A 15,607-nucleotide genomic window follows, 5' to 3' on the forward strand; every position below is an offset into this window, starting at 1 on the left:
CGTCGCCCGTCAGCTCTCGATCACTCGGTGGAAGGCGACGGTGTCGAAGATGTCCTCCATCCGCACCGCCCTGCCGTTCCGCAGCATCCAGGAGTGCACGAACCGCTGTGTCTCCGTGTGGCCGCTCCGGGAGACGATGTCCCGGTGGCCGAGGACCACCACGCGGTCGCCGTCGCGGATGAACTCCGTCGGGTGCAGCCGCATGCCGCCGAGGACGGTGGGGACATGGGCGAGGAACTCCTTGACGCCGGCATGCCCGTGCTTGGTGCCGCCCAGGCCGTAGACGGCCATGCCCTCGGGGTGCACCCACTCGATGTCCGGGTCCAGGGCGTCCAGGAGCGCACCCACGTCACGGGCCGCGAAGGCGGCGTAGGCGGCATGGATCGGTGCCAGTGGATCGGTGCTGTCGGTCATGCCCTGTCCGCTCCTTCAGCCTTGAGGTACTCGGGGTACATGGCCGCGAGGGTGCGCCGGATGCCCTCGCGCCAGGGGACCTTGCACGGTCCGGTGAGCGAGCGGCGCAGGGTCGGGTCGAACTGGTAGGTCTCGCGGGTGACTTCGCTCGGTACGAGGTTTGCCGTCACCCCGGTCAGTTCCTCCAGGTAGCGGACGCAGTCGGTCATGCCGACGGACTCGTCGCCGCCCCAGTTGGTCAAAGTCACCGGGACGCTCGCCGCGTTCCACAGGTGCGGGACCTGCTCGATGAGGTCGTCGGTGTACAGCAGCGAGGTCCAGTTCTGGCCCTCCAGGGGCACCGCGATCGGCTCGCCCGCGAGCATGCGCTTGAAGTAGAGCATCGGCACGCCGCCGTAACCGCCGGGCCCGTAGGCGATGTTGAGGCGGGCGATGACGGTCGGCAGGTCGAGGGTCCGGGCGAAGGCCCGGACCGTGCCCTCCGCCGCGATCTTGACCACGGGGTAGGCGGGCAGCCAGTCGGCCTTGCCGTCCAGTGGATCGGTCTCGGTGTACTTGTGGTCGAGGGTCTGGCGGGCGTACAGCGCGCCGGTGGAGACGTACAGGAACGCCTCCGCCGTACGGCAGTGCGTCATCAGGCGTCCCGCGGCGACGGCGTTGGCCTCGACGGCCGCGTTGAAGTCGCCGTCCTCGCCGCGTCGTACGGCGGAGTGGAAGACATGGGTGAAGTCCTCCGGCAGGCCCTTGAGAGAGCCGGAGCTCGTGTCGTCCATGTCCCAGCGGAAGGTGTGGATGCCGTGCCGGTTCAGCTCCTCCTCCGCTCCGGGGGCGCCGAAGCGGCCGAGCGCCCAGATCTCGTTGCCGTCGGCCAGCGCTTTGGCCACGGGTCCGGCGACCTGGCCGGTGGCACCGGTCACCAGGATCTTCTTGCCGTTCAAGGGGTTTACCTCCTGGGATGGTGGCGGTCAGGCGTCGCCGAGGGCGCGGTCCAGCTCCTTGCGCAGGATCGACTGGAAGGTCGCCACATGCGCCGGGCCCATCAGCGTGTAGTGCTCGCCGGGTACGTCGATGTAGCGGTTCTCACCGGTGACGTGCTCGTCCCAGCGGCGCAGCTCGTTGTTGAGCCAGTCCTCCTTGGTGCCGCGCAGCGGGATGGCGTAGAAGACGCTCATCGAGCGGACCTCGCCGGTGGGCGAGTAGCCGCGTCCGAGGTCGGTGAGGCTGTCGGCGAGTTCGGCCCATGCCTTGAACTTCTCGAAGGTCAGGTCGAGTTCGGCGAGCCGCCCCTCGGGAGCGTGGTCGATGAAGTGGGCGAGCTGTTCGTCCCTGGGCAACGGCCGCAGCTGCACGGGCAGTTCGAGGGACTGCCTCTTGTCGATGAGTTCCAGGAAGAACGCCAGGTTGGCCGCGGTCTCGATGAAGTCGAGTTCGTTCATGCGGTACTTGATGTGCGGCGGGAGGTTGAAACTGCCGACGAAGTCGACGCGCTCGCCCTGCGCCTCCAGCACCTTGGCGATCTCGAAGGCGACAGCACCACCGTACGAGTAGCCCGCGACGGCGTACGGGCCGTGCGGCTGTCGGGAGCGGATGGCCGCGACGTAGGTGTCGACCATTTCGGCGAAGCTCTCGAAGGGCTTCTCGCCGGGGTTGAAGCCGCGGGCGCGCAGCGCGTAGAAGGGCCGGTCACCGACGAAGTACTTGGCGAGGTTGACGAAGACGAGGACCTCTCCGACGCCGGGGTGCACACAGAACAGCGGGGTCTTCTCGCCGGTGGTCTGCATCGGGACGATCGGGTCGTACTCCTTCCCGCCGTCCTCGGCCCGGTCGAGGTGGGCGGCCAGCGCCCGCACGCTGGGGGCCCGCAGGACCGTGATGATCTGCAGGTCGTGCGCGCCGAGACGCTGGGCGACCAGGGAGCGCAGCCGCAGGATGTCGAGCGAGGTGCCGCCCAGGTCGAAGAAGTTGGCGGTGGCGCTCAGCCGGTCCGGGTCGGTGTCGAACATCTCGGCGTAGATCCTGGCGAGGACCAGCTCCGTGTCGCCCTCGGGGGCGGAGTAGCCGCCGAGCCTGCGCAGCACGAGGTCGTCGACCCGCGCCCGCACGTCGTCGTACGCTCCCGCCTCCAGCCGCTTGCGCATCAGCGCACGCTGGATCTTGCCCAGACTGGTCTTGGGGAAGGCGTCCTTCGGCAGCGGAAGGACGAGCGCGGGCCTGAATCCCCAGTGCATGACGACGGTGCTGCGTATCGCGCTGAGCACCCGGTACAGCGCGAGTTCGGCATCGTCGGCGCACTCCGGGTGGAAGGCGATGACGAGTTGCTCGGTGTCGCTGCCCGGGGCGCGGGTCGGGAAGGCGGCGACATAGGAGCGGGCCACGTCGTCGAGGCCTTCGAGGAGGGTCTCGATGTCGTGGCTGAAGTAGTTGACGCCGTTGACGATGACGCTGTCCTTGCTGCGGCCGACCAGGGTGAGCCGGCCGTCGTCGATCCGCCCGAGGTCACCGCTGCGGAACCAGCCGTCGGGAGTGAAGGCGTCCTGGGTGGCCTGCTCGTTGTTGTAGTAACCGGCCGTGATCATCGGCCCGTTGAGCTGCAGCTCGCCCACTTGGCCCGCGGGCAGCTCACGGTGCTCCTGATCGGCGACCCGGATGCTCAGCCCCTCGACGGGCCGGCCCAGGTTGGCGAACTCCTGATCCTGGTCGGCGGCGGGGAAGTCGGTGGAGTAGATGCTGCCCGCGCAGGTCTCGGACATGCCGAACGCGGGCCACAGTGCGTCGGCGCGCAGCCCGTAGGGGGCGAAGCGGCTGAGGAAGGTCTCGCCGGTGGTGCGTACGACGGCCTCGCCGCCGCTGATGATGTGCCGCAGCCGGGACAGGTCGATCCCGTCGCCCTCCTCCTCGTCGAGCCGGTCCGCCTGTGGATTGATCAGCCCGAGCAGGAAGTTCGGGGTGAAGGTCATGGTGACGCCGAAGCGGGAGATGATCCGCAGGAAGTTCAGCGGCTCCTGGAGGACCACGGGCGCCTCGACGTGCAACTGGGTGCTGCCCGTGGACAGCGGCAGCAGATGGCATTCGAGGAGGGCGGCGACATGGTCGAAGGAGACCCAGTTGAGGCTGGTGTCCTCGGCGGTCAGCCGGTGGTAGCCGTTCTTGGCGGCCATGGACGCGAGGAGATTGGCGTGGCTGAGCATCACCGCCTTGGAGTTGCCGGTCGAGCCGGAGGTCAGTACGAGGACGGCGGTGTCCTTGGGGTCGGCCTCGTGGAAGGAGTCGGCGGGCCGCTCCGCGCGCAGCTCCTCCAGGGGAACGACGGACAGGCCCTGGGCGGCCGGGAGTTCGGCGGCGAGCGTGGCGCTGGTGACGACCAGCGGATGGTCGAGAAGGGTGTCGACATGGGTGAGCTGGGCGGCCCAGCGCTCCGGGTCGCCGCCGAGTGCGGCCATCGGGCAGGGTATGAACCCGCCGAGCTGGCAGGCCCAGAACGCGGTGAGGAACTCCCGTGGTTTCTCCAGCAGCAGGACGACCTTGTCGCCGGGCGCGAGACCGTGTTCCCGCAGGCCGGCGAGGACCGAGCGGGCTGCGTCGAGAAGTTCGGGATGGCTCTGCAGGGGTGCGTCGCGGTCGTCCGCGCTCCGGGGGTAGCGAAGCCCGGACCCCGCGTTGTCACGGGCGGCGTCGCGCAGCAGGTCCACGATGGTCCGCGTCGTCACGGCTGTGGTCATGTGGGTGCTTTCCTCCTCTGCGTCGGCCTCCGCACCGGGATCACCGGGACGGCAAGCCGAACCGCGTACGGAATTTCGTTCAGACGAAGGTGAGGCGCACAAGCGAAAGGGGCGATGGATGCCGGGGGAATCAATCCCTGGAGCCACGACACTGGGGCCCCGAATACCCGCCGACGATAAGAACCGGTGGACCGGGTTGTCAAAGCCTTAATAGAACGACAGGAACACCGGGAAAGAGACAGAAGCCCATGTCAAACATGACACGGCGTGAGAGAGAACACACTGGTCAGGCGGCGTGGCCACAGTCTTCCGAAGTGTCACCTTCCTGACCTGCACCACCTCGACTTCAGCAACTTCGCCGAAACAAAGCGCCGCCCAATAGGCTCGTAAAATCGCGCGGTGGCAATTTTTCTGACGGTGGGCGTAAGCGATTGAGACGGATACGGAAAAGGTGGAATGCTGCGACGGACGGGGGTAGGGCGGGGAGGGGCGGCCTGTCACCGGATGTTCCTCCTCGCGTACAGTCCGTAGTGTGGAGAGCGAAGCAGGTCCCGGCCCTGTGTCGTACGTTCCCGGAACGGGGCGGCCGGTTCCCGAGGCCGAGCCTGGATTGGTGGAGCGGTGGCGTTCGGGCGGAGGTGCACTGGTCGAGCTGCTGTCCCGGGTGCGCGAACGGTGCGGCGGCATCGCCGCGTTCCGGCTCGGGCCGACCCCCACGGTTCTCGTCACCGACCCGCAGGCGGTCCAGCACGTTCTCGCCCGGCACCCGGAGCAGTACGTCAAGCGCTCCCACCGCGCCCGTGTGCTGATCGGCGACGGTGTTCTCGCCGCCACCGGTGCGGCGTGGAAGCGGCAGCGCCGGCTGCTGCAGTCCCAGTTCACCGGTACCGGGATGCGCCGTCACGAACAGCGCATCACCGAGGCCGCCCGGACCACCGCCGGCCGCTGGAGCGCGTACGCCCGTACCGGGCAGACCTTCGACGTCGGGCAAGAGATGCGCCGCTTCGCCCTGGACGCCATCTGGCGCTCTCTCACCGGGCACCCCCTCGACACGGGCACCGAGCGCGAACTGGCCGCCGTGGCAGCGGTGGCGGCCGCCCTTCCGACGCTTCCCGCCGACGTCACCGACGCCCAGGACGCCGTTGCCGCCGATCTCGCCCGGATCGACGCGGTCGCCCGGCACGCCATCGAGGCCGCCCGCGGCGGGACGGCCGGCCCCGACGGCCCGGGCCTGCTGCGCGTCCTGACCGACGCCGCCACCGAGCGCCCCGAGTACACGGACCGGCTGATCCGCGACGAGTTGGTCACCTTGCTGGTGGCCGGGCACGAGACCACCGCCACCACCCTGACCTGGCTCTACCTGCTGCTCGACCAGCATCCCGCCGCCCGCGAACAGACTCTCGCCGCCGGCGACGAAGGAACGGCCCAACGCCGCCAGGCCATCCAGGCTCTGGTCCACGAGACACTCCGCCTCTACCCGTCCGCCTGGATCTTGCCCCGCCACGCCACCGAGGACGACACCCTCGCCGGCCATGCCGTCGAAGCGGGCACCGACATCCTGGTCTGCCCCTACCTCACACACCGCGATCCCGAACTGTGGCCGGACCCGGAGCACTTCGCCCCCCGGCGCTTCCTCACCCCGGACGGCCGCCCCGCCCACCCGGGCGCCTACTACCCGTTCGGCATCGGTCCCCGCGCCTGCCTTGGACTCCAATTCGCGCTCCGCGAATCGACCGTCCTGCTCGAACACCTGCTGCCGGCCCACATCCCGGCCTTCTCCTCCACCCCCACAAAGGCGGCGTACGGCATCACCGTCCGCCCCGACGGCCCCACCCCTGCAACCCTGACGGCTGGTCGTCCGCATCCGTAATGCGCCGATGGGTGTCCGTCCCGCCCCTCTGCTCGGGCTGTGACGGCGGACTGGTCCGCCGCGGGACGGTGAGTGCGATGAGCACGGCGACGACCGGGAGCCCGGCAGCGAGGGTCAGGCCCCACGCGTATCCATCGTTGAGAGTTTCAGGTGTGACGGTCCAACCGGTGCGGTGGTGAGCCGCGGTGCCGAGGGCGGCGAGTCCGAGTGAGGCGCCGATCTGGCGTGAGCTGTTGAGCAGGCCCGAGGCGGTGCCGGTCTCATGGGGGGCGACGCCCGCAGTGGCGGTGGAAACGACCGGTCCGAGGCAGAGCCCGAAGCCGACGCTCGCGATGATCGAAGGCCCGAGGATGTCGATGGTGAAGGTGCCGCCGGGACTTCAGCTTGATCGCCATGACTCCATCGCGGCCGGAACACGACGAGGAGAAGTCATCCACACGGATGATCCACCTCCGCCGCGGGAGCTAGTTCACCCGTGCCGGAGGGCGGCAAAGGCGTCGTTGACCGAGTCGGCAGCGAACAACTGCACGGCAGTGGCACGGTCCGGCGAAGTGATCACATAGTGCCGGGCGAGATAAGAGACACCTCCCCAGTCTTCGCGGTCATGGGCGCGCATCAGGACCTGACTGCATCTCATGCAGATGATCCACGGCACGAGAACGAGATCGGCCAGGCTCCGCTCGGCTTGGACTGTCGCACCGCTGACGGTGCCGCCGTCGTCTTCGATCAACTTCACGTCGGCGTCCGCGCCGTCGGCACGGCATTGGAGGATCCGGGGTGCGAGCGCCTCCCTCTCACCCCAGACCTCCGTCAGCACGGAGATCTGGGCCCTGACCGTCTCGCTGACTGCCATTTGGTGGGCGAGAAGGCCGGAGACGAGCAGGCCGAGCCCTGCCTCCTGCTCCCCGATGCTCCAGCAGTCCCTGAACTCCTGGGCCTCGGCCTCCGGCAACAGGGCGGCGAGCCGGTTCCAGGCGTCGGCGTCCTCGGTCATCCGCCGAGGCTAACGGTCGGTCGTCATGTTGCAAAGATCGTCTCCGTGCGCATAGACGGGAACGAGTTGCGGCGCACTTCACGCACCGGCCACTCCAGCCGATGACGCAAGTCAGCCCCGCGCCCATGAAAAATCAACGTGCGCCATCAAGCCACCGGCACGGCGGGTTATCGAGGCCGAAATAAGCTCATGCTTTTCGAGCGGGAGACAGTAGTGTCCCGAACGTCAGCAGATTCGTGCGCCGGCAGATCACGCTTTCCGGAGGAGAGCCTTCCATGCGATTCAGATTCCGTTCTCTGGCACATGCAGGCACGCGCGCATTCGCGGTACTGGCACTGCTGCTGGGTTTATCCGGCGGCTTTGCGGCAACCGCAACCGCCGCGGGGACCGGTCAGACCGGGCTGGACAACACCTGGGCCTGCTCAGTGCCGTCGGGGTACACCTACGACCGTGTGTCGAGCCAGCTGAATACGTGCGGATCCGGATTCCATTCCTACTATCATTTGCGCGCACCTCAAGACAACATCTGGGTGTGCTACGTACTGCCCGGCTACACCTACGACCAGGCCAGTAACCAGCTGAACGTCTGCAACTCCGCCGGATTCGCCAACAGCTACCGCATGCGAGTCGGCCAGGACAACATCTGGGCTTGTTCCATCCCCAACGGCAGCCTCACCTACGATCGAGTCGCAAACCAATTGAACGTCTGCAACCCCTCCGGCTTCGCAAACAGCTACCACCTTCGCACTCCCGCGAATGGCCTTTGGGCGTGCAACATTCCTGCCGGGTGGACCTACGACCAGGTGTCCAGCCAATTGAACGTCTGCAACCCTTCCGGCTTCGCAAACAGTTACCGCCTGCGAGGCTGACACCCCCCATACCGGTCCCCAAGGCTCCATTGCGGCCTTGGGGACCGCGCGTTTACGACGTTGCCGCGACTGCGGGAGGACGCCATCCCGTGGCAGCAGGGCGTCGCCTGGGCGACTCTGAAAGGTGGGAGGCAGGAGCGTTCGGACGCAGGAGGCACTGTGGGCGGTCTGGTGGTCGTGGGTGTGGACGGGTCGGCGTCGAGTCTTGCCGCGGTGGAGGCGGCGGCGCGGGAGGCGCGGCTGAGGAGAGCGGCACTCAAGGTGGTGCACGCCTTTCTCTGGCCCGCGATGCATGTGCCCTTGGGTCCGTCACCCCTGGGTCCGCCGGAAGGCGGGATCCAGAACATGGTCGACCGCCTGGTGACCGAGGCGGTGGAGCATGCCAGAACCGCGGCACCGGAGGTGGAGGTGTCGCACGCGGTGGTGATGGGTGAGCCGTTGACGGTTTTGGAGGCGCAGTCGCGTGCCGCCGAACTCGTGGTCGTCGGGTCCCGGGGCATGGGCGGGTTCGTCGGGCTCTTGGTGGGCTCCACGGCGGTGCATCTGGCGGCACACGGTCGATGCCCGGTGCTGGTGGTACGACAGGAAGCCCACACCGACGGTCCGATCGTGCTGGGTGTCGACGGCTCCGCCGCCGGTGCGCAAGCGGTGGACTTCGCCTTCGCCGAGGCCGCGCTGCGCAAGGCGCCACTGGTCGCGCTGCACGCCTGGACCACGTGGAATGCGCCGCTGCCCGCACCGCAGGTCGCGTCGATGCCGTACGCGAACCCGCCGGGGGCGCTCGACCAGGAGGAAGAGACCCTGGTCTCGGCGGCGCTGGCCGGCCATCAGGAGCAGTACCCGGATGTGGCGGTGGAGCACAAGGTCGTACACGGTCAGACGCGCGAAGCTCTGATCGAGGCGAGCCGATCCGCCCAACTGGTTGTGGTCGGGGCTCGGGGACGCGGCGGCTTCGCCGGGTTGTTGCTGGGCTCGGTCAGCCAGGCCCTGCTGCATCACGCGCACTGTCCGGTCGCGGTGGTACGGGGAGCGGGCACGCAACCCTGACGGTGATGGGCACCTGTCCGTGTGGGCGGCGACGATGTCACCACATCATTCACCGTTGAATCACACCCCTGACAATTTTCGTTTCCCTGGCGTTCACCGCACTTTCCTGCGCCCCCGTAACCGCAATTGCAGTACACCCACTCAATTTGCAGACGAGGCACAACCATTCGGAAACAAGGCCCGTCTAAGACTGCGAATCACATAAGGCACGGGGAGTGACGCCCCCGGACGAGACGCTCTGCGTCCCACTTCCCCTGGGGGCCTGCAAAGAATGCACCACTCGATCCTGCCCATCGCCATTTCCTGTGGCACTCCGCACGGGAACACTCCGCTCGGGAACAGGGTGTGAAACCGACGACCCGCCCGGCGCCGGAGGCCACATCCGCGCCGCCCGCAGATCCGCCGAACGGCCATGCGCACGAGCGCCGTCCGTGGCCCCGGCTGCCGCGTCCGGCGGTAGGACCGGGGCAGGCCGCGGCCCTGCTCGCGGCGGCCATCACCGTCCTCGTGTCCTGTGCCGCCGACGCCGTCGCACGCAGCTACCCCTTCGGGCCCCGCACCCGTAACGTCAACGACCTGGGCAACCAGTACGTGCCGTTCCACGCGCACCTGTGGGACCTGCTGCACGGAAGGGCCGACGGCGGTCTCCTCGTCAACTGGCAGTCAGGATTCGGCTCCAGCTTCCTGCCCGACGTCGGTACGTACCTCAGCAGCCCGTTCGCCCTGCTCGTCGCGGTGTTCCCGAGGGACGAGATCGACCTCGCGGTCTACGCGATCACCGTGCTGAAGACCGCGTCCGCCGGCGCGGCCATGGCCTGGCTGCTGCTCGCCCTTCGTCCCGGCCGCTGGTGGGCGGCGGGACTGCTCGGCGCCTCCTACGCCCTGTGCGGCTGGAGCGTGGCGATGGGCGCGTACAACCCCATGTGGCTCGACGGACTCATCGCCCTGCCGCTGCTGTGCCTGGTCGGCGAGTGGGCGCTGAGCGGACGGCGGCCGGTCCTCGGGGTGCTGGTCGTGGCGATCGCCTGGATCGCCAACTTCTACACCGCGTACATGGCCACCCTCGGCGCCGGTCTGGTGCTGTTGCTCCGGCTGTGGCTCTCCGGTCTCCCGCGCCGGCGGCGGTTCGCGGCAGCCGGCCGGGCAGGCCTGACCGTGGCACTCGGCGTCGGTCTGGCCGCGCCCCTGGTGACGGTCGTGTACTTCGGGACGAGGCACGCATATCCCGGCAGGGTCAGGCAGTTCGTGCCGGTGCCGACCGAGGACCTGCTGGCGCGCCTGCTGCCGACGACGTACAGCTTCAGCAGCCCGGCCGTGTACGTCGGCACCACGGCGCTGCTGCTCGCCCTCGCCCTGCCCTTCCACCGAGCGGTTCCGGGGCGGGTGCGCACGGGGTGGACGCTGCTGGTGGCGGCGGTGACGCTGTCGATGCAGTGGGGGCCGACGCATCTGGTCTGGCACGCCTTCGCCACCCCTCAGGGCAGCGCGTACCGCCAGACCTTCGTGCTGTGCGGACTGCTGGTGATCGCCGCGTGGACCGCGCTCTCGTACGGCCCGCCCGACCGGCGCGCGCTGGCAGTGGCAGCGGGACTGCTCGCGCTGATCACGGCCGCCGCAAGCGCAAGCGAACTGACGCGCCGTGCCTTCACCTTGCCGCTCACGCTGCTCGCCGCCCTGGTCGCGCTCGCCGGACTGGCCCTGCTGGGCCGCACGGACGGCGGGCGCCGCGCCGCCCTCGCCACGCTCGCGGTGGCCCTGCTCCTCGGCGGGCAGTTCGGCGAGGCCGCCGCCACCTCCGCCGTGGCGACCCGGCTGCGACTCGCGCACATGGACGACTACGCCCCCTGGGGCGCACGCCAGCAGGGGCAGGCGGACGCGATCGCCGACGCCGACGGCTGGCCCCGGTACCGCACCGAACCGGGCCGGGAGCAGACCGTCGGCAACGACCCGCTGGAGGTGGGCGGCCAGGGCGCCCAGTACTACAGCAGCCTCACCTCCGACGCCCTCAGCCGCACCCTCACCGCCCTCGGGGACGGCTGGACCTCGCGCGGCCGCAACCTGCAGAGCCTGGACAACGCCGTCACGGACGCGATCTTCTCCGTCGGCGCGCGGGTGCACTCCCCGCCGGACCCGCACCAGAACTGGTTCCCGCAGGACGGCAGCCGCACGACCGTGTCCCGGCAGGAGGTGCCGCCCCTGGTCACGGTGCGACCGCCCGGCACTCACGGCCGCACCGACGTCGCCGCCTTCGGCTCGTCGCCGTACCGCAACCAGGAGTTGCTGCTGGGCAGCCGGGTCTACACCGTGCCCCGCCTCACCGTGCGCACCAGCGCCGGGAAGACACCGCACCGCAGCGACGACGCACGGCCGGGCCTGCGCCTCGGCGCCCTGCCCGCAGGTGCCGCCGCTCGGCAGCCGACGATCACGGCGCACTGTCCGGCCGGCAACGAGGTGTACCTGTGGGCACCGTACTTCTCGGGCTCCGCGCGGCTCGCCGGTGACTCGGCCCACGGCGTGACCGGGCGGTTCCGGTCGGACCACCCGGTCACCAAGATCTCCGCCATGCAGCGGCTCGGCACGGTGCCCGCCTCCGGACGGCTGCGGATCGACCTCTCCCCCGGCCGGACGAGCCTCGTCCCGGACGGCGCGGTCGGCTGCCTGGACACCGCCCGGCTGCGCACCGCCGTCGAACGGCTCAGGACCACCGGCGCCACCGAGGTGACCGTCTCCGACGGCACCATCCGGGCCCAACTCCCCGCGGGCAGCAAGGGAACCGCGGTGGTGGCGGCTCCCCGGATCGCCGGCTGGCGCTGCGCCACGGGCGACGCGGCCGCCGTACCCGCCCGGGAGTACTACGGCCTCATCGCCGTACCCCTCGACGGCTCCTCGACCAGCCTCACCTGCACGTTCCACCCGCCCGGCCTGCGGCTGGGCGCGGCGGTGGGAGGTGCCTCGCTGGCGACCCTGACGCTCCTGGGTGCCCTCGCCGCCGTCCGCCGACGGCGTGCCGCGGCGCCACCGACGACCACACGACCTTTCGACCTCACGAGCGCGTGACCGGCGCTCCGAGACCGTGCCCCAGGGGGAGAACCATGCTCATCTCGATCGTCGCACCCTGCTACAACGAAGAAGACGTCATAGAACGCTTCCACGACGAGGTACAGAAGGTCGCTGAGGAACTGCTGCCGCTCGGCCACGACATGGAGTTCGTGTACGTCGACGACGGCAGCCGCGACCGCACCCTCACCGTCCTGAAGCGGCTCGCCGACCACGACTCGCGCGTGCGGTACGTCTCCTTCAGCCGCAACTTCGGCAAGGAGGCGGCGCTCCTCGCCGGTCTGCGGCACGCCTCGGGAGACTCCGTGGTCGTCATGGACTCGGACCTCCAGCATCCCCCGGAACTGATCAAACGCATGGTGGATCTGCGGGAACAGGGCTACGACCAGGTCATCGCGCGGCGCACCAGGAACGGCGACCCGATCACCCGTACCGTCACCGCCCGCCTGTACTACCGGCTCATCAACCGTCTCGTCGACGTGGAACTCATGGACGGCGTCGGGGACTTCCGGCTGCTGTCGCGTCGCGTGGTGGACGCGGTCCTGGCCCTCACCGAGTACAACCGGTTCTCCAAGGGCCTGTTCGCGTGGGTGGGGTTCCCCAGCACCACCTTCGAGTACGAGAACGCCGCACGCGAACACGGCCGCAGCTCGTGGACGTTCCGCGGTCTGCTCAACTACGGACTCGACGGATTGCTGTCCTTCAACAACCGACCGCTGCGCGCCGCCCTCTATCTCGGTATGGGACTTCTGTTGTGTGCGGGGCTGTACACGGCGTGGATCGTGGGCGCGGCGCTCGTCAACGGTGTGGAGACACCCGGCTATGTCACGATCATCACCGCCGTCACGGCCTTGGCTGGCGTCCAGATGATCATGCTCGGGGTCATCGGGGAGTACACGGGCCGGATCTATTACGAGGTCAAGGGGCGGCCGCACTTCCTGGTGAAGGCGACCAACGTGGAACGAGCGAAGGACCTCATTCCCTGATGAGCATCGCAACGCCGCGCGCCGTGCCGAGACAGATAATCACCTTCGCCGCGGTCGGCCTGATCAACACGGCCACGTACTACGGCCTTTACTTGCTCTTCCTCGATCCCCTGCCTTATCTCGGTGCCCATGTCCTTGCATTCCTGCTCAGCATGACCGGGTCCTTCTTCCTGAATGCACGCTTCACTTACCGGACTCGGCCGACCTGGCGGAAATTCCTGATGTTTCCCCTGACGAACGCGGCCAATTTCCTGATCACCACGGCGGGTGTGTATGTGATCGTCGGCGTCCTGCACGCCGGAAGCCGGTTCGCTCCGCTCCTCGCGTCCATGGCGGCGATTCCGGTGACCTTCGTCGTCTCCCGGTGGATCATGCTCACCGGGCCGGACGCGGCCGGATAGGACTCCTTCACCCCTGCGCCACGGCGAGCAGCCAGGGGATTCCCAGGAGGACGACCAGGCCGAAGGCGAGGGCGAGGGGTGGCGGCTGTACGGCGGCCAGGGCCAGGCAGCCGACGGCAACTCCGGCACAGGTCCGGGCGAGCGGGCGGTAGAGACGGCGGTCGCGGCGCCATGACTGCGTGGTTGCCGCGATCACCATCGTCGTACCCAGGACGACGACCGCTCCGGCGCACAGCGCCCAGGCCGTCGCGGCGGGGGTCCGTCCGTCGTGGGCGTGCTCGACGAGGCCCACCATCGCGGCACCCATGACGGTCACCGCGGCCGTGAGCGGCAGGTGCGTCAGCACCCATTGCGCCGTGGCCGTGCGGGCGGGCCGGGGTGAGCGACGGCCGGCGAAGTCGAAGTACGTCCACCAGGCACCGAAGCCGACCACGACGGCGACGAGACCGACCGCGAGGGTGAGTGCGTCGGCGGGCACATCGACCAGTCCGTCGACAACGCCCTTCACGGTTTCTCCGAGCACGATGATGATGAGCAGTCCGAAGCGCTCGGTGAGTGCGTCGGTGACGATGAGCGCGGCCGACCGGACCGGGCCGGGCGTGAGCATCATCGCCGCGAACCCGACCAGGTAGCCGGCGGCCAGCACGCCCCACGTCAGCGTCCGGACGCCGGCGGGCATTACGGCGCTGCCCGCCAGGACGACCGCACAGACCGCCGTCCCGGTCACGAACAGCCGACTGGATCGGCGGAATTCGGGGCTGTCCCCGCGTGCGGCGAGGTACCAGACCACCGCCAGCACCGCGAACAGCACCCCCGCGTTGACGGCGAAGGCGGCTCCGCGCTCGCCTCCGGCCTCGGGAATGCATGCTCCCAGTGGGGCGAGCAGCAGGATCTGCAACAGGAACAGGCTGCGGCCGCAGGCGTCCTCGCGTCCGTGGAGTTCGTGGTGCAGCGTGCCACTGAGCCAGGCGACCCACACCAGCGCGAACACCACGGCGAATTCCCCCAGTCCACGCCAGGTGAGGTGCCCGGCCAGGTGGTGGGCCGCCTGAGCCACCAGCACGACCACGACCAGGTCGTAGAACAGCTCCAGCGGGCCGACCACCCGCTCCAGCGGCTGCTCGCCGTGGGCGCGCGGCGGCTGCCACAGCCGGCGCCGCAGCCGGGCCGCCCAGGGCTCGCGCGGCGAGGTCATGCCGGGGTGCCGGACTCACCGAGGAGCGACTCGGACACCGTCCACAGCCGGGCCGCGTTCCCCTGGTCCAGGGCGTACGGCGCCACGCCGGCGACGGCGCCGGCTCGCTCCGTGACAAGCTGCGCGGGGGCGCAGTCCTCGAAGTAGCGGCCGGTGACGCCCTCCACGGTGGGCGAGGCCGCCAGCAGCACCGAGGTCGCCGCACCCTGCTCGACGGTCTTCTCCGGCGGCAGGGCAAATCCGGCGAGGTCGATGAAGCCGGCCAGCTGCTGCGGGTCCACATGCCGGGCCAGCGATGTGCCGCCGACGTTGCCCGGCATGAGCGCGTTGACGCTGATGCCGTCACCGGCCCAGCGCTCGGCGGCACCGACGGCGAAGAGGATGTTGGCGGTCTTCGACTGCCCGTATGAGGTCCACGGGTCGTACGGGCGGAACCGGTAGTCCAGGTCGTCGAAGACAACCGGTGAGAAGAGATGGCCGATCGAGGCCACCGAGACCACTCGCGCGCCGTCCGCCGCCGCGAGCGCCGGGTGCAGCCCGACCGTGAGGGCGAAGTGCCCGAGATGGTTGACGGCGAACTGCGCCTCACGGCCGTCGGGTGCGCGAGTGAGCTCCGGGAAGGCCATGACTCCGGCGTTGCAGACCAGGATGTGCAGCGGCCCGCTCCACGCCGCGACGAACTCGGCGACCGTGGAGCGGTCGGCCAGGTCCAGTCGCGCGACGGTCAACTTGCCGGCTGTGGGCGGCAGTACGGCTTCCAGCCGGGTTGCCACGCGTGCGCCGGCGTCGGTGTCGCGCACGGCGAGAGTGACGTCGGCGCCGGCCGACGCCAGCGCCCGGACCGTCTCCACGCCGATCCCGGAACTGGCTCCGGTCACGACGGCACGGCGGCCGTGCAGGTCGATGCCATCGACTGCTTCGGCGGCGGTCGTGCTCGCTCCGAACGTGGTGGGGGGTTGTGCCTGGGACATGGGGGTCTCCGTACGTTGTCGCTTCAATGTAACTAACTGGATAGTTACACACGATAGGACCGAGGTCGATCGACGTCAATAACC

At 69.3% G+C, this 15,607-nt stretch carries 12 protein-coding genes; 6 read left to right on the top strand and 6 right to left on the bottom strand.

The window, feature by feature from the left end; genetic code table 11:
• Positions 1 to 9 precede the first annotated feature (9 nt).
• From ACZ4EG_RS24335 to ACZ4EG_RS24345, 3 genes are read right to left on the bottom strand one after another with little or no spacing between them, the layout of a single operon-like run.
• Positions 10 to 414, bottom strand: coding sequence for a nuclear transport factor 2 family protein (locus ACZ4EG_RS24335; RefSeq protein ID WP_453548848.1), 405 nt, complete (start codon positions 412 to 414; stop codon positions 10 to 12).
• Positions 411 to 1,352, bottom strand: a complete 942-nt coding sequence (locus tag ACZ4EG_RS24340; protein ID WP_467792067.1) for an NAD-dependent epimerase/dehydratase family protein — start codon at positions 1,350 to 1,352, stop codon at positions 411 to 413. The genes ACZ4EG_RS24335 and ACZ4EG_RS24340 overlap by 4 nt, the downstream gene beginning before the upstream one ends.
• Positions 1,353 to 1,379: 27 nt before the next feature.
• Positions 1,380 to 4,133 (bottom strand): alpha/beta fold hydrolase, encoded by a 2,754-nt coding sequence (locus tag ACZ4EG_RS24345; protein ID WP_467792068.1) that lies wholly within the window; start codon positions 4,131 to 4,133, stop codon positions 1,380 to 1,382.
• 532 nt (positions 4,134 to 4,665) lie between these two features.
• Here ACZ4EG_RS24345 and ACZ4EG_RS24350 point away from each other — a divergent pair.
• Entirely contained in the window at positions 4,666 to 6,003 is a 1,338-nt protein-coding gene (locus ACZ4EG_RS24350; protein ID WP_467792069.1) for a cytochrome P450, read from the top strand.
• Positions 6,004 to 6,472: 469 nt separating this feature from the next.
• Here ACZ4EG_RS24350 and ACZ4EG_RS24355 read toward each other — a convergent pair whose 3' ends face one another.
• On the bottom strand, positions 6,473 to 6,997 hold the full coding sequence (locus ACZ4EG_RS24355) for a hypothetical protein (protein ID WP_467792070.1): 525 nt from the start codon (positions 6,995 to 6,997) through the stop codon (positions 6,473 to 6,475).
• 275 nt (positions 6,998 to 7,272) lie between these two features.
• On the opposite strand from ACZ4EG_RS24355, the gene ACZ4EG_RS24360 reads away from it, so the two are divergent.
• The 5 genes from ACZ4EG_RS24360 (at position 7,273) to ACZ4EG_RS24380 (ending at position 13,357) form a co-directional block, all read left to right on the top strand.
• Complete coding sequence (locus ACZ4EG_RS24360; protein WP_467792071.1) at positions 7,273 to 7,866, top strand: hypothetical protein; 594 nt, start codon at positions 7,273 to 7,275, stop codon at positions 7,864 to 7,866.
• A 159-nt stretch (positions 7,867 to 8,025) separates the two neighbouring features.
• Positions 8,026 to 8,913 carry a universal stress protein gene (locus ACZ4EG_RS24365; RefSeq protein WP_453548835.1) on the top strand — a complete coding sequence of 296 codons (888 nt, stop codon included), beginning with the start codon at positions 8,026 to 8,028 and terminating at the stop codon, positions 8,911 to 8,913.
• 345 nt (positions 8,914 to 9,258) lie between these two features.
• Positions 9,259 to 11,970, top strand: coding sequence for a YfhO family protein (locus ACZ4EG_RS24370; RefSeq protein WP_467792072.1), 2,712 nt, complete (start codon positions 9,259 to 9,261; stop codon positions 11,968 to 11,970).
• A 35-nt stretch (positions 11,971 to 12,005) separates the two neighbouring features.
• Positions 12,006 to 12,956 carry a glycosyltransferase family 2 protein gene (locus tag ACZ4EG_RS24375; RefSeq protein WP_453548830.1) on the top strand — a complete coding sequence of 317 codons (951 nt, stop codon included), beginning with the start codon at positions 12,006 to 12,008 and terminating at the stop codon, positions 12,954 to 12,956.
• On the top strand, positions 12,956 to 13,357 hold the full coding sequence (locus tag ACZ4EG_RS24380; RefSeq protein WP_390708008.1) for a GtrA family protein: 402 nt from the start codon (positions 12,956 to 12,958) through the stop codon (positions 13,355 to 13,357). Before ACZ4EG_RS24375 ends, ACZ4EG_RS24380 begins: the two co-directional genes overlap by 1 nt.
• Positions 13,358 to 13,364: 7 nt before the next feature.
• On the opposite strand, the gene ACZ4EG_RS24385 is transcribed toward ACZ4EG_RS24380, so the two are convergent.
• On the bottom strand, positions 13,365 to 14,552 hold the full coding sequence (locus ACZ4EG_RS24385; RefSeq protein ID WP_467792073.1) for a low temperature requirement protein A: 1,188 nt from the start codon (positions 14,550 to 14,552) through the stop codon (positions 13,365 to 13,367).
• Complete coding sequence (locus ACZ4EG_RS24390; protein ID WP_467792074.1) at positions 14,549 to 15,523, bottom strand: SDR family NAD(P)-dependent oxidoreductase; 975 nt, start codon at positions 15,521 to 15,523, stop codon at positions 14,549 to 14,551. Before ACZ4EG_RS24390 ends, ACZ4EG_RS24385 begins: the two co-directional genes overlap by 4 nt.
• Positions 15,524 to 15,607 lie beyond the last annotated feature (84 nt).

This window comes from Streptomyces sp. NPDC025638 (assembly GCF_055558775.1).